Source organism: Fulvivirga kasyanovii (genome assembly GCF_009711405.1).
GTDB lineage: Bacteria > Bacteroidota > Bacteroidia > Cytophagales > Cyclobacteriaceae > Fulvivirga > Fulvivirga kasyanovii.
Map to the genome: position 1 here is coordinate 1 of NZ_SMLW01000616.1, position 21,360 is coordinate 21,360.

21 protein-coding genes are annotated in these 21,360 nt (G+C 43.7%); 9 read left to right on the forward strand and 12 right to left on the reverse strand.

From position 1 onward, the window contains the following. The 4 genes from E1163_RS31040 to E1163_RS19715 form a co-directional block, all read left to right on the forward strand. The coding region (locus E1163_RS31040) for a hypothetical protein (RefSeq protein WP_221418046.1) at positions 1–191 on the forward strand (191 nt) is incomplete at its 5' end. A gap of 807 nt (positions 192–998) precedes the next feature. Further along, the gene (locus E1163_RS19705) at positions 999–2,405 is read left to right on the forward strand and encodes an RtcB family protein (protein WP_155174177.1); all 1,407 of its coding nucleotides are present in this window, start codon (positions 999–1,001) and stop codon (positions 2,403–2,405) included. Between the two features lie 4 nt (positions 2,406–2,409). After that, entirely contained in the window at positions 2,410–3,051 is a 642-nt protein-coding gene (prfH, locus tag E1163_RS19710) for a peptide chain release factor H (protein ID WP_155174178.1), read from the forward strand. A 134-nt stretch (positions 3,052–3,185) separates the two neighbouring features. Further along, a complete protein-coding gene (locus E1163_RS19715) occupies positions 3,186–4,535 on the forward strand; it encodes a serine hydrolase domain-containing protein (RefSeq protein ID WP_155174179.1) in 1,350 nt (449 codons plus the stop codon). A 369-nt stretch (positions 4,536–4,904) separates the two neighbouring features. Here the strand turns inward: E1163_RS19715 and E1163_RS19720 are convergent, their stop codons facing one another. The 8 genes from E1163_RS19720 to E1163_RS19750 form a co-directional block, all read right to left on the reverse strand. Then, positions 4,905–5,090, reverse strand: a complete 186-nt coding sequence (locus tag E1163_RS19720) for a YgaP family membrane protein (protein WP_155174180.1) — start codon at positions 5,088–5,090, stop codon at positions 4,905–4,907. A 12-nt stretch (positions 5,091–5,102) separates the two neighbouring features. Next, on the reverse strand, positions 5,103–5,408 hold the full coding sequence (locus E1163_RS19725) for a hypothetical protein (protein WP_155174181.1): 306 nt from the start codon (positions 5,406–5,408) through the stop codon (positions 5,103–5,105). A gap of 14 nt (positions 5,409–5,422) precedes the next feature. Next, positions 5,423–8,638, reverse strand: coding sequence for an efflux RND transporter permease subunit (locus E1163_RS19730; protein ID WP_155174182.1), 3,216 nt, complete (start codon positions 8,636–8,638; stop codon positions 5,423–5,425). Beyond that, entirely contained in the window at positions 8,638–9,744 is a 1,107-nt protein-coding gene (locus E1163_RS19735) for an efflux RND transporter periplasmic adaptor subunit (protein ID WP_155174183.1), read from the reverse strand. Before E1163_RS19735 ends, E1163_RS19730 begins: the two co-directional genes overlap by 1 nt. A 24-nt stretch (positions 9,745–9,768) precedes the next feature. Further along, entirely contained in the window at positions 9,769–11,079 is a 1,311-nt protein-coding gene (locus tag E1163_RS19740; RefSeq protein WP_155174184.1) for a TolC family protein, read from the reverse strand. A 103-nt stretch (positions 11,080–11,182) separates the two neighbouring features. Then, a complete protein-coding gene (locus E1163_RS31425) occupies positions 11,183–11,314 on the reverse strand; it encodes a hypothetical protein (protein WP_281353148.1) in 132 nt (43 codons plus the stop codon). 13 nt (positions 11,315–11,327) lie between these two features. Next, a complete protein-coding gene (locus E1163_RS19745; protein WP_155174185.1) occupies positions 11,328–12,785 on the reverse strand; it encodes an NAD(P)/FAD-dependent oxidoreductase in 1,458 nt (485 codons plus the stop codon). Positions 12,786–12,980: 195 nt separating this feature from the next. Continuing rightward, entirely contained in the window at positions 12,981–13,442 is a 462-nt protein-coding gene (locus E1163_RS19750; protein ID WP_155174186.1) for an NUDIX hydrolase, read from the reverse strand. Between the two features lie 157 nt (positions 13,443–13,599). Between E1163_RS19750 and E1163_RS19755 the strand changes: the two genes are divergently transcribed. Beyond that, positions 13,600–13,947 carry a DUF1801 domain-containing protein gene (locus E1163_RS19755; RefSeq protein WP_155174187.1) on the forward strand — a complete coding sequence of 116 codons (348 nt, stop codon included), beginning with the start codon at positions 13,600–13,602 and terminating at the stop codon, positions 13,945–13,947. Between the two features lie 108 nt (positions 13,948–14,055). On the opposite strand, the gene E1163_RS19760 is transcribed toward E1163_RS19755, so the two are convergent. From E1163_RS19760 to E1163_RS19775, 4 genes are all read right to left on the reverse strand, one after another. Beyond that, positions 14,056–15,129 carry a DUF3137 domain-containing protein gene (locus E1163_RS19760; RefSeq protein ID WP_155174188.1) on the reverse strand — a complete coding sequence of 358 codons (1,074 nt, stop codon included), beginning with the start codon at positions 15,127–15,129 and terminating at the stop codon, positions 14,056–14,058. Positions 15,130–15,140: 11 nt separating this feature from the next. Beyond that, positions 15,141–15,695 (reverse strand): LemA family protein, encoded by a 555-nt coding sequence (locus tag E1163_RS19765; RefSeq protein WP_155174189.1) that lies wholly within the window; start codon positions 15,693–15,695, stop codon positions 15,141–15,143. Between the two features lie 93 nt (positions 15,696–15,788). Then, the gene (locus E1163_RS19770) at positions 15,789–16,097 is read right to left on the reverse strand and encodes a putative quinol monooxygenase (RefSeq protein WP_155174190.1); all 309 of its coding nucleotides are present in this window, start codon (positions 16,095–16,097) and stop codon (positions 15,789–15,791) included. 1 nt (position 16,098) lies between these two features. Then, complete coding sequence (locus E1163_RS19775; protein ID WP_155174191.1) at positions 16,099–16,872, reverse strand: SAM hydrolase/SAM-dependent halogenase family protein; 774 nt, start codon at positions 16,870–16,872, stop codon at positions 16,099–16,101. A 179-nt stretch (positions 16,873–17,051) separates the two neighbouring features. Here E1163_RS19775 and E1163_RS19780 point away from each other — a divergent pair, with 179 nt between their 5' ends. The 4 genes from E1163_RS19780 to E1163_RS19795 all read left to right on the forward strand — a co-directional run bounded on the left by E1163_RS19780 (position 17,052) and on the right by E1163_RS19795 (position 21,358). Further along, on the forward strand, positions 17,052–18,023 hold the full coding sequence (locus E1163_RS19780) for a PhoH family protein (RefSeq protein ID WP_155174192.1): 972 nt from the start codon (positions 17,052–17,054) through the stop codon (positions 18,021–18,023). Continuing rightward, a complete protein-coding gene (locus E1163_RS19785) occupies positions 18,001–18,438 on the forward strand; it encodes a GNAT family N-acetyltransferase (protein WP_155174193.1) in 438 nt (145 codons plus the stop codon). The genes E1163_RS19780 and E1163_RS19785 overlap by 23 nt, the downstream gene beginning before the upstream one ends. Next, on the forward strand, positions 18,431–18,892 hold the full coding sequence (locus E1163_RS19790; protein ID WP_155174194.1) for a GNAT family N-acetyltransferase: 462 nt from the start codon (positions 18,431–18,433) through the stop codon (positions 18,890–18,892). The genes E1163_RS19785 and E1163_RS19790 overlap by 8 nt, the downstream gene beginning before the upstream one ends. Positions 18,893–19,240: 348 nt before the next feature. Beyond that, a complete protein-coding gene (locus E1163_RS19795) occupies positions 19,241–21,358 on the forward strand; it encodes a ComEC/Rec2 family competence protein (protein WP_155174195.1) in 2,118 nt (705 codons plus the stop codon). Positions 21,359–21,360 lie beyond the last annotated feature (2 nt).

Here is a 21,360-nt window from a genome sequence, read left to right on the forward strand (position 1 = left end):
GCAAACGTTTTTGTTCAAGCGACACTTATCACTTTGCCCTTAAAGAAGACTTTCAATTTGCACTCTCGTGCGTTGATTTCTATTGGACTGAAGATACAGAGGATGAATTAAAGCAAAGAAAGCAAAATTTTAATACTAACTTTCTTGATAAATATGAGTATGGAGCCAGTTTTTTAACGGTTTCCTACTGATAGACTTAGCAGTCAAAATAAGCTTGCTATTAAGTTAATGTAATATTTTATTAAGGTTCTGATTAAGCATGAAGTTGTTGATACCCATAGTACTTCTTTCCTCTTATATGACATGCTCCGCTCAAAATACAAGTGACCTGTACATGCATGTTGATTCACTTATACACAATGAAATCCAATATGTATATGATTCAACCACAGATAAACAGCTTGAATATAAATGGGATTCGACTAAAGTTGCCAGGGCTCATTTTTCTTCTTTTTCGCCCAACCCTTCACCCCTAATAATTTTGGATGGACTAAAAACGGATCGATCCGAACTAAATAAATATACTCTCGATCAAGTTTCCAGCATCGTGTGTTACAAAAAGCGGGATATAAAGATGCAAGCGCTTTATGGGACATCATCGAAGAATGGAGTCGTATTGATAGTGACGAAAAGGTTTAAGAGGACGATTAAATGATAAATTTTGAATGACTTTATGAGTTTTGGGAATTGAAATACCAGCGTAACAACCAAAAAAATCAAATTTTCCCTTGGATTCATCAATAAAATCATAATACCTTTGCATTCTCATCCTTAATCAAGAAAGGAGGCATTATGTTGGTGCAATATTATCATATCGAACTATAGACCGGATTAAGTAACAAAAGCTTACTGAATAAGATATATCCGGTCCTGATGGAAAAACCATCAGGACTTTTTTTATACCTAAAATTTCCGGTCGCCAATCTCAATTAAATTATTTCAGAAATGTGCTGGCACCGCTGTGCCCTCACTTTTCTATTCGTTTATCAAAACGCTTTATGGGCAAGAGTAAACTAAAGGGTAAAGACCTTAGGAAAATTAATTATTCAAATAATCAGGCCATTAGTTTGGCTATTGATATCATTTCAAAACATTATAAACATTCCTTGAAAGAGGAGCAATTAGCATTATTACATGATGTAAAACAACACTATACAGACTATCTGGACCACGAGCATTGGAGCGTATTGGCCCGGGAGTTTCAACCTGTGGAAGTGCTGAAGGAGAAATCTGAAATACCACTGCTTAAAGACAGTGGTCAGTTTCATGTATTTGGCCGAAAGCATATTACCAGCAATGCCTATCAGCAAATGGAACTGGCCATGAGGCTGCCCATTGCCAGAAAAGGAGCCATGATGCCTGATGCACATCAGGGCTATGGTCTGCCTATCGGCGGAGTACTGGCTACTGAAAATGCAGTGATACCTTACGGTGTAGGCCTGGACATAGGCTGTAGAATGAGTCTCAGTATCTATGATCTGAACTCAAGATATCTGCAAAAACATGCTTATCAGTTCAAATCAGCGCTGAAAGAGAGAACCAATTTTGGTACAGGAGGTGAGCTGGGTATTGCTCAGGAGCATGAAATACTGGATCGTGCAGAGTTTGGAGCAACCAGTCTTTTGAAGCAGTTGCATGGGAAAGCCGTTAAACAGTTGGGTACTTCAGGTTCAGGGAATCATTTTGTGGAATTCGGACTAGTCAGTTTGAAGGATGACAATGGACTGGGTTTGCCTGCAGGAGAGTATATAGGTTTGTTGTCACACTCCGGTTCTCGTGGTCTGGGAGCTTCCATAGCTAAGCATTATATGGGCATTGCTATGGAGAAGTGCCTGCTGCCAAAAAGTGCGAGACACCTGGCCTGGCTCGATCTGTCGACAGAAGAAGGGCAGGAGTACTGGCTATCTATGAACCTCGCAGGAGATTATGCCAAGGCATGCCATGATCAGATACATTACCATTTAAGTAAGTATTTGGGCATTAAGCCAGTGGTCAACATTGAAAACCATCACAATTTCGCATGGAGGGAAAAGCAGGTGGACGGTGAAGAACTGATTGTTCACCGAAAAGGAGCAACTCCTGCCAGCGAAGGTGAGTTGGGGATCATACCCGGCTCGATGACAGCACCGGGCTTTATCGTTAGAGGGAAAGGCTATGAGGGTGCTTTGCAAAGCGCATCACATGGCGCAGGAAGGAAGATGTCGCGACAGGCAGCGAGAGAGTCTATTTCCGGCAGCGCTATGAAAAAGTTACTCAGTGAGCACAAAGTTACGCTCATTGGAGGCGGTACGGATGAGGCTCCCATAGCCTATAAAAACATCGAGGAGGTGATGAAAAGCCAGAAAGACCTGGTGGAGGTTATCGGCCAGTTTTTGCCAAAAATTGTGAGGATGGACAAAAATTAACATTATGAGTTTAAAAACAGACAATATATACATGCAGATATCTGCCGGCAGAGGGCCGGCAGAATGTGCCTGGGTGGTAGCCCAGTTACTCAAATACATACTTTCAGACTTCAAGATTGCCGGTTTGGTTTGTAAAACTTTAAGCAGGAGTCCTGGCTCAGAGCCCGGTACGCTCAACTCGTGCCTGATCCAGATTAGTGGCCGGGAGGCCAGGAAAAGGGCAGAGGAGTGGGAGGGCACCGTACAATGGATAGGCAAGAGCCCTTACCGGAAATTTCATAAAAGAAAGAACTGGTTTGTGGGCATTAGTTTATTTGTGGAGGCTGAACACCAGGACTACAAAGAATCAGACCTGGTCTTCAATACGTACCGGGCATCAGGTCCGGGAGGTCAGCATCGCAACAAAGTGGAAACAGCGGTGAGAGTAACCCACAAGCCGTCCGGCATAACCACAACGGCCAGTGATTCAAAATCTCAGTTGCAAAATAAAAAGGCAGCTATAGAGAAAATAAAACTGGCCCTGAGCCAGCTCGATATCGATAAGATACAGGAGCGAATAGATGAACAATGGCGGGAGCATTTGTCTCTACAGCGAGGGAATCCGGTTAAGGTTTTTGAAGGGATGAAGTTTGTGGAGAGGGGTTGATTTTTGGAAAGAAGCCGGTCAGGAGTTGATCGGTTTTTTATTTATTATTTGTGTTTATATGCTACCTTGTATAACCTAGTTCTTGGTTATGCGTATATGTATTTTGAAAATCAAAAACTCAAACAAAATACAACATGAAATCAACATTACTTTTTGTAGCATTTTTTGCTCTGCTGTGCTCCTGCGGGAAACCAGAAGGCACCAGTCAAACTCGGGAAAATGATCAAAACACACTCAAACTGGATAGTTTGTTTGATTTGCTTTATGAAAATGATAAGTTCATGGGCAGTGCCTCTATACAGCACCATGGAGTTAATGTCTATTCCAAAGTCATCGGGTTTGATGATATAGAGCTTCAAAAAGCCTCTGGTGCCAAAACAAAATATCGGGTTGGCTCTATATCCAAAATGTTTACGGCTACTCTGGTTTTTAAAGCCATTGAAGAAAACAAATTGAACCTTGATCAGACCATTGAGGTGTACTTCCCAACCATTGAAAATTCCGAGCTTATTACCGTAGGTAATTTGTTAAATCATAGAAGTGGTATCCATAGCTTTACTAAAGACTCATTGTTCTTGGCCTACCGTACACAGTACAAATCTCCTCAGGAGATGGTTGAAATCATAGCTGCCTATGAGAGTGACTTTATTCCGGATAGTAAAGCCGCCTACAGTAACTCTAATTATTTATTGCTCTCGGTAATGCTTGAGAAGATCTATAATTCAACCTTTAAAGATTTGATAGAAGAGAAGATCTGTCTTCCTCTTGGTCTGAAAGATACCTATTATGGAGGTAAGACCAATCTGAATGATAATGAGAGCAGCTCTTACACTTATTCAACTCAATGGGTCAAAGAAACAGAGACGGACATGTCTATTCCTTTAGGTGCAGGAGCAATGGTATCTACCCCTGATGATTTAAATCGATTTATGGAGGCTCTGTTTGGCGGAAGGCTGGTGTCAAAACAAAGCTTAGCCATGATGACAACAATTCAGGATACCTACGGCATGGGTATTCTGCTATTTGATTATGGTGATAGATCGGCATTTGGGCATGGAGGAAACCTGGATGGATTTAATGCCATAACCATTTATTTTCCTAAAGAGGAATTGGCTATCGCTGTGGCCGCCAATGCACTAAATTATAACATGAATAGCCTTGTGCAGGATGTTGTGAAATGCTACTTTAATGAATCCTTTACATTGCCTGATTTTGGAGTTGCGGAGATTTCGTCAGAAGATCTGGAAAAGTATATCGGTATTTACACTTCAGAAGAATTACCGGGTAAATTTAAGGTGACAAAAACGGACAACGTGTTGCACATACAACTGGAAGAAGGTCCAAATGATCCATTGCTGTATAAGGGAAGTCATCGATTTATCAATGAGGAGATAGGTGTGGAGTTTGTTTTTAAGCCTGAACGGAACGAGTTGGGATTAGTACAAAGCGGAGTGAAGGACACCTATGTGTTTACAAAAGAGTAGCAAAATGTACAGCGTACAGATATTTCTTTGGTTTTGGGAAAGCCGTTTTGAATATGCAAATTCAGGGTGGTGAAAAAGTAAATCTCTGTTAGTGGTCATTATGACAAAGTCGGTGTTGATAAAACTGAATTCTTTGCATAGGATATCCATTTATCCTAATCCAGATTTATAGCTTTCAAGATGGAGCAGCGAATGCAGGGCTATTTGGAATCCCTGTAATCTTAATTCCTCTGATCCTTTTTGTGCAACTTTTATCTAACATGTTATTCTATGAATGAGAAATAATCGTGTTACGCACCTACAAAAAAAGCCCACCTTCTCAGGCGGGCCTTCAACACTAACATCACTGTACTATACAGAGAATTATACTTAATCTTTAACTCCGAATTTTGCCAGTATATCGCTCATCAGGCACCATTTGGTGAAGGATGACTGCAATAAGTTGGCTCCGACAAATGCCGTGAACCAGAGCCAGTTTTGGTTTACATAGATGGAGAGAAGCAGGCTTATTAATATAAACATCCCTGCCACTGCGTGTACTATCCTTGTTCTCATTTTATTTAGATTTTAAATACTCTTTTTTACTTCCAAAAGCACCGCATGTACATGCGATTCAGTGTCCTGATCTTTATTGAAGCTGTCAATAGCGTTCAAGACTTCATCTACTCCCTGGCTGCCGATAAAAGCATAGAAGAGTACTGAGCGGTGTTCGTTGTGATCAGAGGCGAACCAGTTGGCTTCCCTCGACTCTTCCTGTAGCTCTTTATAGCCGTTCACATCCATGTGCGAAAACACTTTCACCCCATGCTTTTTGAGCAGTTTTTTGATGTCTTCTTCGTAAGACTGAACTGCGGTTATAATTAGTAATTCCATAATCTTGCCTTTAATTATTTAGAACTTACCGGTTGCTTCTCCCACTTTTTCCTTTCCGTCATGTAGTAGATCAGTGGTACTACTACCAGCGTGAGCATGGTTGATACTATAGCTCCGGCTACCAGTGATATCGCCAGCCCCTGGAAAATAGGATCAAACAATATGATAGAAGCACCGATCACCACGGCTCCCGTTGTGAGGAGGATGGGGGTAGTTCGCACGGCTCCGGCTTCGATGATGGCTGTTTTAAGATCAACCCCATCTTTAAGCCTGATCTCAATAAAGTCGATGAGCAAAACGGAGTTTCTCACCATTACCCCGGCCAGGGCGATCATACCGATGAATGAGGTGGCCGTAAAGAATGCTCCCAACAGCCAGTGTCCGAGTACAATGCCGATCAGGGACAAAGGAATGGCCAACATCATAACAATTGGTGTTTTGAAATTTTGGAACCAGCCCACGATCAGCATGTAGATGGCGATGATCACTACCAGGAAGGCACCCCCCAGATCACGGAATACCTCGAGAGTAATTTGCCACTCACCGTCCCACTTCACTGCAAAGTCGGATTCATCTTCCGGCTGTTCCATGTACAACTCACTTACACTGTAACCAGCGGGCAAATTCATGTTTTGCAGTTTTTCAGTCATGCCGAGGATGGCATAAGCAGGGCTTTCCAATGCTCCGGCCATATCCGCCAGCACATACACCACACGCTTCTGATCTTTCCGGTAAATGGTAGTTTGTAATGAGTCTTCTTTAACACTGACAATATCATTCACCGGTACCATGTTGCCTTTCATGCCTTTTATTTTCAGGGTTTGAACCAGGTCTATTCCTGCCTGCTCCTTATCCTGGAGTGCCATGGTGATTTCTACCGGATTATCTGCACGTTCATCATAGAGCGTACTTACCGGATGACCGCCGATCAGGTAAGTCAGGTTGCCCACTACCTGTTGAGGGACAACGCCGTGCATCATGGCTTTTTCACGGTCTATATCCAATTTGTACTCGGTCTGGCCGGCCTCTACATACCAGTCCACATCCACCACGTCCTGCGTATTTTCCAGAATATCTTTGACCTGCTGAGCTACTTTGATCTGCTCGCTGTATTCGGGGCCGTAAACTTCCGCCACCAAAGTTGACAGCACAGGAGGGCCTGGTGGTACTTCCACAATCTTGACATTGGCTTTGTACCGTTGGGCGATCTTCTGAACTTCGGGCCGTACCCTTGAAGCAATGGTATGGCTGTCGTGTGAGCGGTCTTCTTTGTGCAACAGGTTCACCTGTATATCTGCCATATTGCTTCCACCTCTCAGGTCATAGTGTCTGACCAAGCCGTTGAAAGTGATAGGGGCCGAAGTACCGGCATACACCTGATAGTTAACCACCTCCGGCACACCGGCGAGGTATTGGGCAATCTCGGAAGTCACTGCCGCGGTGCGCTCCAAAGTGGTGCCTTCGGGCATGTCAATGACTACCTGAAACTCATTCTTGTTGTCAAAAGGCAGCATCTTTACGGCTACCGATTTGGTGAAGAACATGCCCACCGAGCCAAACAGCAGAATTACCGTGGCTCCCAGCATGATCCAGCGCTTGACACTGCTTTCAAGAAATGGCTTCTCAATCTTGTTGTAGACTTTGTATATCCACCCTGAGCCATGTCCATCATCATGGGCTTTGCCTGAGCCACGTTTTTCCTTTTCTCTCAGAAAGTGATATCCCAGATATGGAGTCACGGTCAGTGCTACAAACAGCGAGAGCATCATAGCTATGGAAGCGCCTATAGGCATCGGGCTCATGTAAGGCCCCATCATGCCGGACACAAAGGCCATGGGCAATATAGCAGCGATCACCGTGAAAGTGGCCAGAATGGTAGGGTTACCCACCTCATTGATTGCATAGATGGCAGCCTGGGCAAAGGGCAGCTTTTTGGATTTAAAGTGCCTGTGCATGTTTTCTGCAATAATGATACTATCATCCACCACAATACCTACCACAAACACCAGGGCAAAAAGCGTGATCCTGTTGAGGGTGTACCCGAGCATGTAGTAGCTGAACAACGTCAGTGCAAAGGTCAGTGGCACTGAAAGGAACACCACGAGTCCGCCTCTCCAGCCCATAGCCAGCATCACCAGCACGGTAACGGCCACAATGGCCACACCCAGGTGGAGCAGTAGTTCGCCTACTTTGTGCGAAGCAGTTTCACCATAGTTCCTCGTTACCTCTACTTGCACCTCATCCGGGATTAACGTACTCCTGAGTCTGTCAATTTTCTCCAGGATCTTGTCGGATACCTTCATGGCATCAGCACCTTTAACCTTGGCTACCGAGATGGTAACAGCAGGGTAGGTGGATGGGCTTTTCAGGTAGTCTGCATTAGCTTTTCCATAACCAAAAAACACATAATCTTTAGGCTTGGCAGGTCCGTCAATCACCTGAGCCACCTGGCTGAGGTATACAGGGAGTCCGTTATTGATGCCAACCACTATGCCTTCCACATCTTTAGCCGTGCTAAGAAATTGTCCTGTAGTCAGCAAATACTCAGAGTCGGCAGAGACAAACTTGCCTGATTGAGAGCTACTGTTACTGGCTTTGAGCATTTGCATGATGCTAAGTACATCCACACCGTTTTCGGCCATCTTGTCTTTATCCACTACTATCCTCAAAGCGCGCGGACGACCGCCGATCTCCTTGGTAATAGAGACGTCTTTTACTTTCTCTATTTCAGAAGTAACTTCCTCGGCCAGCAACCTGAGCTGGTAGTCATCATAGGTTTTGCTCCATAAGGTCAGCCCCAGCATCGGTACATCATCAATAGACCTTGTTTTTACGATAGGCTGATAAACTGTTTCAGGAAACATATTCTGATGCTTCATCAACTCATCGTAGAGCTTTACATAAGACCTTTCCGTGTCTTCACCTACATAAAACTGTACTACCATAACGGCCATGCCATTCATAGCCATACTGTGGATGTGCTCAACGCCTTTGATATTGGCGATGGTCTTTTCCAGTGGTTGTACCACCCTGCTTTCCACTTCCTGAGGAGTTGCCCCCGGGTACCCGACCATAACATCGGCCATAGGCACGATGATCTGGGGTTCTTCTTCCCGAGGGATCAGGAAAGAGCTGTAAACTCCTATGATCATCAAAGCCACCATCAAAAGCACAGTGAGCTTTGAGTGAATGAAAAAATTGGCAATTTTGCCTGATATTCCTTCTTGCATTACTTTTCTGTTTTAGATATTCTGTCCCGTTGCTGGTTTATCACCACCTGAGCTCCGTTAAAAAGCTTCCCTTCGGGCTTCACAATGTACTTTTCGCCTTCGCTAATGCCGGAAAGGACTTCAATGTTCCCTTCCCGCTCTTTGCCTGTAAGCACCCATCTGAGTATAGCTTTATTATCAGAACTGAGGGCGTAGATGCCAGTCAACTGACCGTTGCGGATGAGGGCACCTTTGTCCACCAGTGGAGAGGTGCTAACTGCATCGGCAGTTTCAACTTCTATATCGGCATTCACAAACATTCCGGGAAGCATGCCCTGTGTTTCTGGCAGGTCTATCTTGACCAGGAACTGGCCTCCGGTATTTTTAGCTGAGGGACTCACCTCTTTTACCTTGCCTGCTATGGTTCTGTTACTTGACTTGATGAGTACCTGCGCAGGTGCTCCAACTTGTATGTGGGCAATCTGAGACTCTGGAACCATTACAGTGGCTTCGTATTTGGAGGTTCCCTCTACCGTTACTAATGGCATACCTGGGTTGGCTATGTCACCGGCTTTTACAAATGTATTGGCAACTACTCCCTTAAAAGGTGCTCTGATGTTGGAGTAGGCAAACTGTGCCTCTACTTCCTTTTGCATCTGCCGGGCTGCCTCAAGGCCTGCTTTGGCCATATCCAGTCGTGTACCCATATTTTCAAATTCCTTTTCGGAAGCGCTCCCTTTTTCATGAAGAATCTTAAAGCGGTTGTAATCTTTCTCTGCATTTTCGTAGGCACTTTTCGCCTGAATGATTGAGGAGTTGACCTGAGCCTTTTTTGCCAGTAAGTCAGCACTTGAAATGGTAAGCAACAGGTCTCCCTGGTTCACCTTATCACCGGGGCTGACCATAACTCCTGTTACATTGCCCATCATTCTGGTGCTTATATTGGCGCTGTTTCCGGCCTCAATTTTTCCGCTCACGGTAATTACGCGGCTATCTTTCACGGCTTTGGCGGTTGCTATTTGCACCTTTACAGGATCTATCTCCCGTACCGTGGCCTCATCTGGGGATCCACAACTCGCGAGTATGCCGATAGCCGGAATTAAGATTAGATATTTAAACTTTTTCATTGTATGTCTTTTTTGGATTTTCAATTATTCTTTAGTTAAAAAATCAAGGTATACTTTGGTGAAATTATACTCGAAGATGGCTTGCTGTAGCTGCAGCTCTTTGTGGTACATCTGGCTCTCCGTCATGAGGAGGTCTACCGTTTTCTCTAAACCTTGCTCAAACCGGTCCCTTCTCACTTTATAGGATTCATTGGCCTGATCAAAGGCAAGCTGGTATAGTTCCACCTTGTTTTTTGCGTCTGCCAGCATTCGGTTGGCTTTGATCAGTTCGGCTTGTTGCTGGCTTACATATTCTTCCTGTTCCAGTTTAGCTTTTTCTGCTTCCAGCTTTGCTTTGCGGGTTTTGGCTATTTTGGAATACCCGTTGAAAATATCCCATGAAGCTTTGGCTCCTATCATATACCCGGATGCCCCAAACTGCAAGGCTTCATTGTCATACACCTGGAAGCTGCCAAAGGCATTGATCCTGGGTATAAATTTCATTTTTGAAGATTTTAGCATGCTTTCATAGCCACTTACAGCTTTAGACATAGCCATGAGGTCTTTCCTGCTCTCTGGCAATGTGCCGGCATAGGTGGCAATGTCATAGTTAAGCGGTGCTTCGGTTTGAGGAGACAACATGTAGGTGCCGGGAACTTCGCCCATCAGTACCAGAAGCTGGTCAGAGGTGTTCTGTACATTTGACCTGGCATATTGAAGCTGGCTTTTTACTTCGTTTAACCTCACCCTGGCATCCAGCAGGTCAGCTTTTTGTACCATGCCCTGATCGTAGTAGTCAGTTACTATTTTTACCGCCTCACCGGCAGTTTCATGCGCTCTGGTGATAACTTCTACGGCTTCATAGGCCAGTTGAAGTTGCATGTATAGCTTGGTAGCCTCCAGCTCCAGGTACTCCTTTGTGCGTTCAGCTTTTAATTGATATGCTTCATGCTGTATTCTGGCTGCATTACGTTCATAAACACCATCCAGATTGAGTAAGGGCTGCAGTACCATGATCTCTGTTGCATAATTCTCAACTTTGTCAGGATCATTCAGTAAGTCCGGGTTAAAGTCCTGTTGCGTTAGGATTTCCTGGTTTAATTTAGAACCAAATGCCATCAGCGGGTTATTTGTTAGCATGGCCGTATAAGAGGCCGTAACGGTTGGTAAATAAAGCGCATTCGACTGCTGAAAATCAGCTTTTGCCATAGCCGCCTGCTTGTCAGCAATTTTTGCGCTACCATTGTTTTGAATAACCTTCTCTACAAATTCAGGTTGGGAGATGACCAGGGTGTCCTGGGCATTTAGCCAACCGGCGCTTGTGAGAACTATTAGTATTGAAAGTATTTTTTTCATGTTTAATATTAAGTTTCAATGCAAAAGTACGGGGCATACGAAGGGGAGTGTGTAACAATTGTTGCATAACAGCCCCACCTTTCTGTATGTCAGGTATTGCATGTTATTTTCTCGTTCCTCCATGTCCACCTGCCACTATGAGCAGTATCCGGATGTTCAAATAGATGAATTTGAAAAACTGTATGATCGGATTTTGCATATAGGCTTTTTGTGCCTTGGTTATTTTCTTTTTCATTGTCGTTGATATTTTATTCTGGTATCAGCCACCAGAAAGGTTTCATTTTAGCTTTATAGATGAAGGCATAGTGCAATGCCAGTTTTACCCAGTGTCCTGCAAGCCCAATGTCTCCAAAGGTTTTCTTTATATTTCTCCCACCGGTGGTTTTATACTTTTGGTAGTCAGGTACAATAGGGTAGGTGGTGATGCTAATTCCGCTTCCGGAGGTCAGCCCATAGCCTGCGGAGGCAATGCACGCAGCGCCCATGTTGCCGAGAGAACCCTTATGCTCAAGTGAGGTTTTACCTTTTTTAATGGAATCGATAATGTTATCTGCCACCAGTTTGGCAGTAATCCCGGAGGGCATGCCTGTTCTGGGAGGAGAGGGAAAAATTTCGGTTCCATTAGGGCTTTTTCTGGGTTTTGAAATGCTATGTGGTGGGGCAAAAGCAATGCCCGGAGCGAAAATGTTGGGGTAGCTGGGGTTTTGATAGGTCTCCGGCCAATCTTGCACTTTCCACTCTTCATAAGGTTTGGGAGTGTAATCGGCATCCACGATCATAAAGCCTTTGAAAAGCTTATCGGTTATACCTTCCCCAGTTTTGTCGTAGGCCTTAAATCCGTGCCCGGAAAAGGCAGGGATGAGCATGGCAAAGTCAAAAGGTTCGGTTTTCTGCTCTCCCGCAAGGTTTTCATAATGCACCTCTCCCTTTTCTACTTTATTTACGCCTGCCCCCAGTATCCACTCAATGCCACGGTCGCGAAATACCATCTCCACCATATCATTTGAGGTCATAGGTTCCCCGCCATAGGATAGTAGCATGCCGTCCATCCCAAAGTCGCCTAATGCAGGCTCATTCGATATCCATTTGAGTTGAATATAGTCCCTTACTTTCCTTCGCCGGAGCTCTTTCTCTACATTCAGGATGTACTCAAAGGCGGCACCCTGACAAGTGGCTTTGGGGTGTCCCGTACCAATGAGTACTTTAAGTGGCTTTTCCGAATTTCTGGCTTTTTGTATCAACTTTTCCAGTCCATCGGCGGCATGCTGTGCGTGAGAGTACGTACAGACCGAATACACATCGTTGGAGCCGGGCTCGAGGCCTTCGGTAAGGTCGAAGGCCAGTTTTGGCCCGGTGGCATTGATCAGGTAATCATAGGTGACTTTTTCCTTTTCTCCTCTTTGCTCTCCGTACACGTACTCCACTACCACATAAGGAGGATGGTCAGCGTCACCCTCAGGGTGAAAACTTACCACTTTTGCCTGCTTATAATTTATCCCCTTTCGCTTGTAGAGGGGTGCCAGCGGAAAGGTGATTTTCCGGGCTTCCATTCTTCCTATACCCACCCATATATTGGAGGGTATCCATTGATAATTATGATTTGGGGAGACTACCAGCACCTCGTGCTCTTTCGGTAATTTCCGCCTCAGGTGAGATGCCGCAGTATGGCCGGCTATTCCCGCTCCCAGTATGACTATTTTAGACATTTGTACTCCTTTTTTTATCAATTTTACGATGACAAAAAAAGGTTTAGTGCAACATTTGTTACACTTGGCGGAGTACTGTAACATTTGTTACAGAGGGGAGAACATGGTAGAACAGGTTGTAAATGCTAAGAGAAGAAGTCGTGAATTAACCATTCTTTTAATAGCTGAGAAGCTGGTGTATCACGAGAAAACACATTACTTCAACTTTTCCAATAACCGCTCAATCAAAGCGACCTGAGCAGGGTTAATCTTTTTGATAGCCAGATCTACAGGGAAAAATTCGGCTTTGTCCATTTCAGGGAATTGTTGCTTTTTACCTGACCGGGGAGGCCATTCCATTTCAAAAGTGCTGCTTGTGGCTACGAAATCTGCCGGGACATCTCCCTCCATGGCCCAGCAGTGTACGATTTTTCCTCCCTTTTGCTTAATTGACCCGAGATGCAGCAGGTTTCCCTGAGGCTTTAGGCCTGTTTCCTCTTCAAATTCACGCAGGGCGGCTTCGGTAAGGCTTTCTCCTTTTTCAGGTAAACCCTTAGGAATAGTCCACGAGCCTTCATCTTTTTTCCTGAAAAAAGGTCCTCCCGGATGTGCCAGAAATATTTCAGGCTCGCCGTTACGTATCCGGTACATCAATATGCCTGCACTTTCTTTGGACATAATGACCAAAATAGTCAGGAATACCCAAAAACGAATGCTGAACCTAAGCTTTCCTACACTTTATTTGCTATATTTAAAATATTAGTATGAATTTCACACGGCTGGTCTTAAAGTACCTAAGTGCATTTTCCCTTCCTTAAAACCTCACTATTATCTAATGATCCGGGAACTTGATCAATTTTACATGAACAAGGAGGAACCCAACAGAGGTTGTCTGCTTGCTCTGAGGGAGATTATTCTTAGACAAGATGAAAACATCACTGAAACCCGTAAATATGGGATGCCTTGTTTTTGTTATAAGAAAAAGATGTTTTGCTATCTCTGGACGGATAAGAAAACTGATGAGCCATACATCCTGATGGTAGAAGGAAAGCACCTCAGCCACCCGCAACTGGAAAAAGGCAGCCGTGCCCGAATGAAAATATTCAGAGTCAATGCTGAGGATGATTTACCAGTGGAGACTATAGAAGCCGTTTTGCAAGAGGGATTGGGTCTTTACCGGTGATTTTGTATTGACTTGCCTGGTCTTAGAGTATCTGGTAATTAGTATGATAATCAGGATCTTATAATCTCGGTATCTGAAATTTTCGCTGTGTAGCCAAAGAAAATTTGCTTAAGCAGTTGCTCCAATATTCCATATTTTCCTATCCAATGCCAGTTGCTTTATCAGTATTTCAAAAAAATTGATTTGCGATACTATATATTCCACATCCGTCTCTGAAGTAAGGGGCTTGTTAAAGTCAGCTTCAAACAAATCTTTTTTCCAGTCAATACCAAAGAATAATTTGCCTGAACTGAAGGCGATGTAAATTCCACCTTTTACTTGAGAATTAATTTCCAATAACGCCTGCATCAATTTTGGAGAAAGCACGTAATGAGCTTCGAGTTCTCCGGTAGTATAGGTTGAAAACACTTTGTTAAACTCTTCATTGTCCATCTCAACTTTACCCTTGCCATGAAAAAGGCTCTTGCTCACAAACCAATTTTTTGAGGTTTCTATGGGTATTACATGGATACTGCCAGAATGTTGTTTATTAAAATCTGCTTGCATTAACAATCCATTGAAGAACTCAATAAGGTTTCTGTTGTCCCCATCCCCATCATCATCGCCCGTTTCTCCTCCGAGCAGGGAAATAACAACTTCTCCGGTAAATGATATAATAGAGTTAGCCAATTCTTTGGAGATAGATTTGAAGGTTTGTTTATCTACAAATAGCCGACCTTCGCAAATCTCAACTTCAACACCGGAAATATTTCCCTGGATATGATCTTCCCCCCTGTAATCATCAATCCTGTTGTCAAAAATTTGGGCTTGCTCAATTTTTTGCTGAGGTATTTTCTGATCTGCCTTATATATGAAGCTCTCATTGATACTACGTAGTATCCACTCTACCAGATCTTTTTTAAAGGCGTCGCGGTATTGTACATCAGGGTGTTTGAAAATATATTCAACTATGAGATACTCAAGCAACCACAATGACAGTGCAACCACTACCACAGGGATAACGAATGGAAATATTACAGGAAAAACAAGGGCAGCAACAGTTACTACCAGGCATGGCATATAAATGAATTTAAGGATACGGCAAATCCGTTTTTGGAATTTGAGCCTTTTGGTTTGTTTCCTTCTGAAAGTCTCGAGATTTGCTAATCGTTTGCGCAGTTCCTCTTTTAAAGCTGATTGCATTTATTAAAACTTTATGATTTGAACATTTGCTCTACATTTACATTCTCCCTTTCCGGAAGGGCTACCTCAAAGAAATCCATGGCCTTAAAAGAGAATAGGTTGGCTATAATGTTGGAAGGTGCTGTTTGTATGGAGTTATTGTATCGTTTCACTGCGTTATTATAAATCCTGCGGGAGGCTGATATCTGCTCTTCCACATCATTTAAAGCGGCCTGCAACTGCAGTACATTTTTATCGGCTTTAACTTCCGGATAGTTTTCCATGGTAACCTGCAACTGTCCAAGTAAGCTGGAAAGCGCATTTTCCACTTTTTCTTTTTCTTTGAAATTATTTGCCTGAACAGCTTCAGAGCGCAAACTGGTGACTTTTTCCAAAAGGCTCTTTTCATGGTTCATAATGGATTTTACAGATGCCACCAGGTTTGGGATTAAGTCATGCCGCTTCTTTAGCATTACATCTACAGTGCTGAATGATGCCTGCACATTGTTTCTGTTTTTGATCAGCCTGTTATAAGTGGTTATTAAGAAAATAACTATTATAACGCTTAGTAAGAAGGAGATAATCATTTAAATGAATAAGTTATATTTAATGTCGGAAAGTGAACGATTTGCAATAATAAATCAAACCTATAACTATTCAAATATTTATTTTTCTTATGGTTACTCTTTTTCACGATCAACCGTCATCACTTTCCTATGCGAATAGGCCAGGGGCTTATCAGCAAACAGCACCTTAGTCTCTGCCCATACGCTTTTGAAGAGGTCGGAATGGCGGTAGTTGTTGAGAGCATCTTCGTCATCCCAATGGCTGTAGGTGATATAGACATTGTCTTTGTTGTAGTCTTTGTGCAGTTCCAGATGATTACATCCGGGGAAGGAGCGGATCTTTTGTTTGCTGGCGTTGAATACCTTAATAAAATTCTCTACTTCTTCCTCACGGAAGGTCATTCGTACTATCCTTATAAGCATGTTATTCGTCGAAATTGATGATCACAGGGCTGTCATAGTCCAGGCCCAGAAGCTCAGAAGCTATGCCCTGATTGATGCCCAGTTCCATGTAGCCCTGATCGTTGAAAATAATAAATACATCTCCGGCATCGGCACCATTTACATTATCTACTATCCGGCGCGTGCTTTCCCTGCCAAAGGTGATGTTGTAGCCTTTTTCCTTGCTTAGGATATCAAAAGTAGTTTTGTCAATGTTGGTCACCAGATTGCCATAATGATCTACTCTTATGACATTACCCACAATCTGCTTTTTATTGGCCTTAAGGTGCCTGCCCAGCATACGCTTGTATTCTTTGAGCGGTGAGCCCAAATCCTGAAGGGCCTTGCCACTGGCTAGTTTGGCTGCTGCAGGGGCAAATACCTGCTTGGCAGGAAAAGTAGTTTTTATTGGAGATATGGAGTTAATATCTACCTGAAACCGGGCTTCCTGTTCGCTGATCAAACCAAACAGGCCATTATCCGTACCTATAAAGAAATGGCCTTCAAGCTCTATGGCAATGTACTTGTCACCGGGCTGGCCCGCTGTATTAACTGCCACGAGGTGCACGGTGCCTTTGGGAAACTCCCTGAACACGGCTTTGAGTACATACGCGGCATGGGCAATATCACAGGTAGCAATCTGGTGGCTGATGTCCACAATGGAGATGCCCGGATTAATGGAAAGGATTTTTGCTTTAACGGCTGCTACGTAATGATCACTTTCTCCAAAGTCAGATAAAAATGTGATTATAGCCATATAAGCAGTGATGAGTTTTGGTGCCGCAAGTTCAATTTTTGTTATAACATTACATCAATGTTAAGGTTATTAAATGTGAACTTCCTGTTTTGAACGGCCGTTGTTATTACGTATTTTTGTTTAGGGCAAAATTAGTTAAAATTTGACCATTAAAAATTCCATTTTAAATTAATTAGCATTTGGTAGAGAAAGTCATTACGCTGGAAAATATCTCCCTTATAGACTTCCTGGGAGTACAGAATAAAAACATCACAGAAGTAGCCTCAGCCTTCCCAAAGAGTAAAATTGTGTCTCGTGGTAATGAGATCAGGATCAAGGGAAGCACCACAGAAATCCTTAAGATCAATGATATATTAAACTCGCTTATAGAGCATTATCACAAGTACGGAAAAGTGACCGAAGATAATGTACAGACTTACCTTGCCAAAGAAGCTGAAGAGAAGCTGCCGGATGAAGAAGAGGTGCTGATTTATGGTACACGTGGGTTTACTATAAAGCCCAAAACCATCAATCAGCAGAAGCTGGTATATGCGGTTAGAGAAAACGACCTTGTTTTTGCTTTGGGGCCTGCCGGTACAGGTAAAACGTATATTTCGGTGGCATTGGCGGTTAAAGCCCTCAAGAACAAACAGGTAAAGAAGATCATCATTACCAGGCCGGCCGTAGAAGCTGGTGAAACACTGGGCTTCCTGCCCGGCGATCTCAAAGAGAAGCTGGATCCTTACCTCAGGCCCATCTATGACGCGCTATTTGATATGGTACCTTCGGAGAAACTGAGGTACTATATGGAAAATAATATTATTGAAATTGCCCCACTGGCATATATGCGGGGAAGAACACTTAATAATGCCTTTATACTGCTCGATGAAGCGCAGAACACAACCCCCATGCAGATCAAGATGTTCCTGACCAGAATGGGGCCGAACTCGAAGGTGATCATTACGGGTGATACTTCGCAAATAGACCTGCCCAAGAAGCAAAAGTCTGGTTTGATAGAGTCAATCAAGATACTTCGTCCGGTTAAGGGCATCGGTTTTGTTGAGCTTACCGGAAAGGATGTGGTTAGGCATAAAATAGTTAAAGACATCATAGCTGCCTATGATGATCACGAAAAAAAGGAAACAGAAAATGGTAACCGTTCAACTCGCTGATAGCAATAAGCTATTAAAACAGGCCTTCAGGGTCAGAGAAGAAGTATTTGTTAATGAGCAACAGGTGGCTCGTGAAGAGGAGTTTGATATTTTTGAAGATGAGTCCCATCATTTTGTAGCGCACTACGGGGATGTGCCGTGTGGTGCAGCTCGTTGGAGAACTACTGAAGAAGGTATTAAACTGGAGCGATTTGCCGTCAAAAAAGCTTATCGCGGTCGGGGAATAGGTGCTTTGCTGGTAGAAAGTGTACTGGAGCACGTTGCCGTTCAGCCGGATACAGCGGGTAAAAAATTATATTTAAATGCTCAGCTTACGGCATTGCCTCTATATGAAAAGTTTGGCTTCAAGCCCGAGGGTGACCGCTTTATGGAGTGCAATATCGAACACCAGAAAATGGTAAGGGAAATTGGATAAAAAACTCACCTACAGGCTGGCCACATCTGATGACCTTGTGGATATTGTCAGAATGCTTGCAGACGACGAGCTTGGTTCTAAAAGAGAGCGTTTCGAGGAACCACTGCCTCAAAGCTATATCAAGGCATTTGTGGATATTGCCAGAGACCCTCATCAGGAACTGACGGTAGTGGAAGAAGAAGGGGAGATTATTGGTGTCTTTCAACTCACCTTTATCCAGTACCTGACTTATCAGGGCGGTATAAGAGCGCAGATAGAAGGCGTAAGGGTGGAGGCCAGCCATAGAGGAAAGGGCTATGGCAAGAAAATATTTGAATATGCCATCGACAGGGCACGCCACAGAGGTGCCCATCTTCTGCAACTCACCACCGACAAACAACGGCCTGAAGCCATTGAATTCTATGAAGCACTCGGCTTTGTAGCCTCCCATGAGGGGATGAAGATGCACTTTTGAGGTACTGGTTGCTGGCTGGTAGGTACTGGTTAAACTAGTCACGGGCTATTACTTACTGGTTTTACAAAGTGCAAGTAGCCTAATGCCTTTGCCGATTACTCCTCCCACCGATTACATCACACCGGTACTTCGGTCTCCGGTCTTCCAACCTGACCATTCCACCGATCACCAAACACAAATCACTTCCGACTCCGGTCTTCTGTCTTCCAGCCCTAACCCCCGCACAAATCCACACTTACCCTACCCCTCACTGGTTACTGATAACTCTAGCCCCATGCAAGATCGCCACCTTCCAATCCTCAAAATCTCAAATCTTCACCTCCCAATATCAACTTCCAATCTTGTGGCTTGGCATCAAAAAAACTATCTTCGGGCGTGCTTCACTGGATACCATATGCATTCGTCAGGATTACTGCTTTTTTTATTGCAGGCATACTGGCAGGCATTTATTTTGGTGGTTCCGGAGATGTTGCAGAGCTGTTCGGGATATGCGTTGCACTGATATTACTTTATGGGCTTGTCTTCTTCCTGCTAAAGAAAAGTTTCTTTTCAAATAACCATATTGTTGGGGTAGTCGGGTTTATTGCTATGGCCATGTTGGGCTATTTAAGAGTTAGTCATGCCGACCAGACGAGGGACTCAGACCACATAGTCCATCATATAGATGAAACCTCTTATTATCTCGCCACTTTGCAAGATCCAGGAGAGGAGCGCGCAAAAACCATCAAATTTGAGGCTGAGGTAAAAGGTGTCAAAAAGAATGATCAATGGTTGCAAAGTTCAGGCAAGATCTACCTGTACATTGATAAAAGCCAGCAATTAAAATACGGAGATCAATTGCTTATCAAAGGGAAGCCCGGAGCTATCAAACCACCGCAGAATCCCGGTGAGTTTGACTACAAGAAGTTTCTGAGCTTCAAAAATATTCATCATCAAGATTACCTGCGGGAAGGAGACTTTCAGCTTATAGGAAGTTCGCAGAACCCTGTTTCTGCATTTGCATTCAAGGCACGAAGCTGGGCTGCCGGTGTACTTGCTGCAAATGTAGACTCCGACCGCGAACTAGGTATTGTCCAGGCCTTGGTGCTCGGCATTAAGGACGATCTTGATGACGACACTCAAAAGGCATATGCCGCTTCAGGGGCTACGCATGTGCTGGCTGTTTCCGGGCTTCATGTTGGGATCATTTATGGCATTATCTTCTTTCTTCTGAGCAGGTTCCAAACCTCCGCCCGGGGAAGGTGGATCGTAGCGGGCATCTGTATTCTTGTCCTCTGGTTTTATGCCCTGCTTACAGGCCTGTCCCCTTCGGTTTTGCGGGCCGTGACGATGTTTACGTTCGTTATCATAGGCCAGGCTACGGGGCGTGATTCCAATATTTATAATACACTCGCTATTTCGGCTTTCTGCATCCTCATGTACGCTCCATTCCTGATCATGTCACTTGGCTTCCAGTTGTCATACCTTGCTGTGCTGGGAATAGTGTATCTACAACCAAGAATTTATAATCTGTATGCGCCTGATCAATTGGTTTTGGATAAAATATGGGCAACGACTTCAGTAGCACTTGCTGCTCAGTTGGCAACCGCGCCTTTATGCTTACTGTATTTTCACCAGTTTCCAACATATTTTTTTCTTTCTAACATCATCGTTATTCCAGGGGCTATGGGCGTACTTTGTGCTGGACTCGGTGTTTTGGCACTAAGCTTTGTACCCACACTTGCGGCAGTTTTAGGGTGGCTTTTAAAGTGGTGGGTTTACGGGATGAACGAAAGTATTATTGCCATCAGGCAGCTCCCGTTTTCTCAAATTACAAACATCAGCATTACCGCATTCGAAGCGGCATCCGTATTTGGTATTATCATCTCTTTCTTAATTTTCTTCCATTATAAAAAACTGCACTATGCATGGTCTGCTGTGATATTCTCTTTGATTTTTAGCGTATCACATTCTGTCTCACTGTTTGCAGTCACTGATAAAGTCACAATATATAAAATTAACGGGCACACAGCAGTGGATTTTATGGCTCAGGGAGACTCTTATTTATACACTGATCCTGACTTTGAAATGACTGACCGCAAGGTTGGCTTTCATGTTGAACCTAATCATTTGCTTTCAGGTATCTCACACACGCATTGGCTGCAGTATGAGCAGGTTGGATGGATGAAAGCTGTAAATAACATTCACGTGGCCTGGTTTAGAGGTAGTAGCTTTGCTATGCTGGATGAGCCTGTTCCACAATTGATGAAGCTGAAAAATGTGTTAAAGGTGGATTATGTGCTTGTATGTAAAAGGTTTGATAAAGACATGGCATGGATTCGGGATAATTTTCATTTCAGGAAGGTTATTTTGGATGGATCACTATCCTGGTATCAGGCAAACCGGTTTAGAAAAGAGGCGGAGGAGTTGTCTTTGCCCTATTACTCGGTTTATGACAATGGTGCTTACGAACTTGAACTCAATTAAAT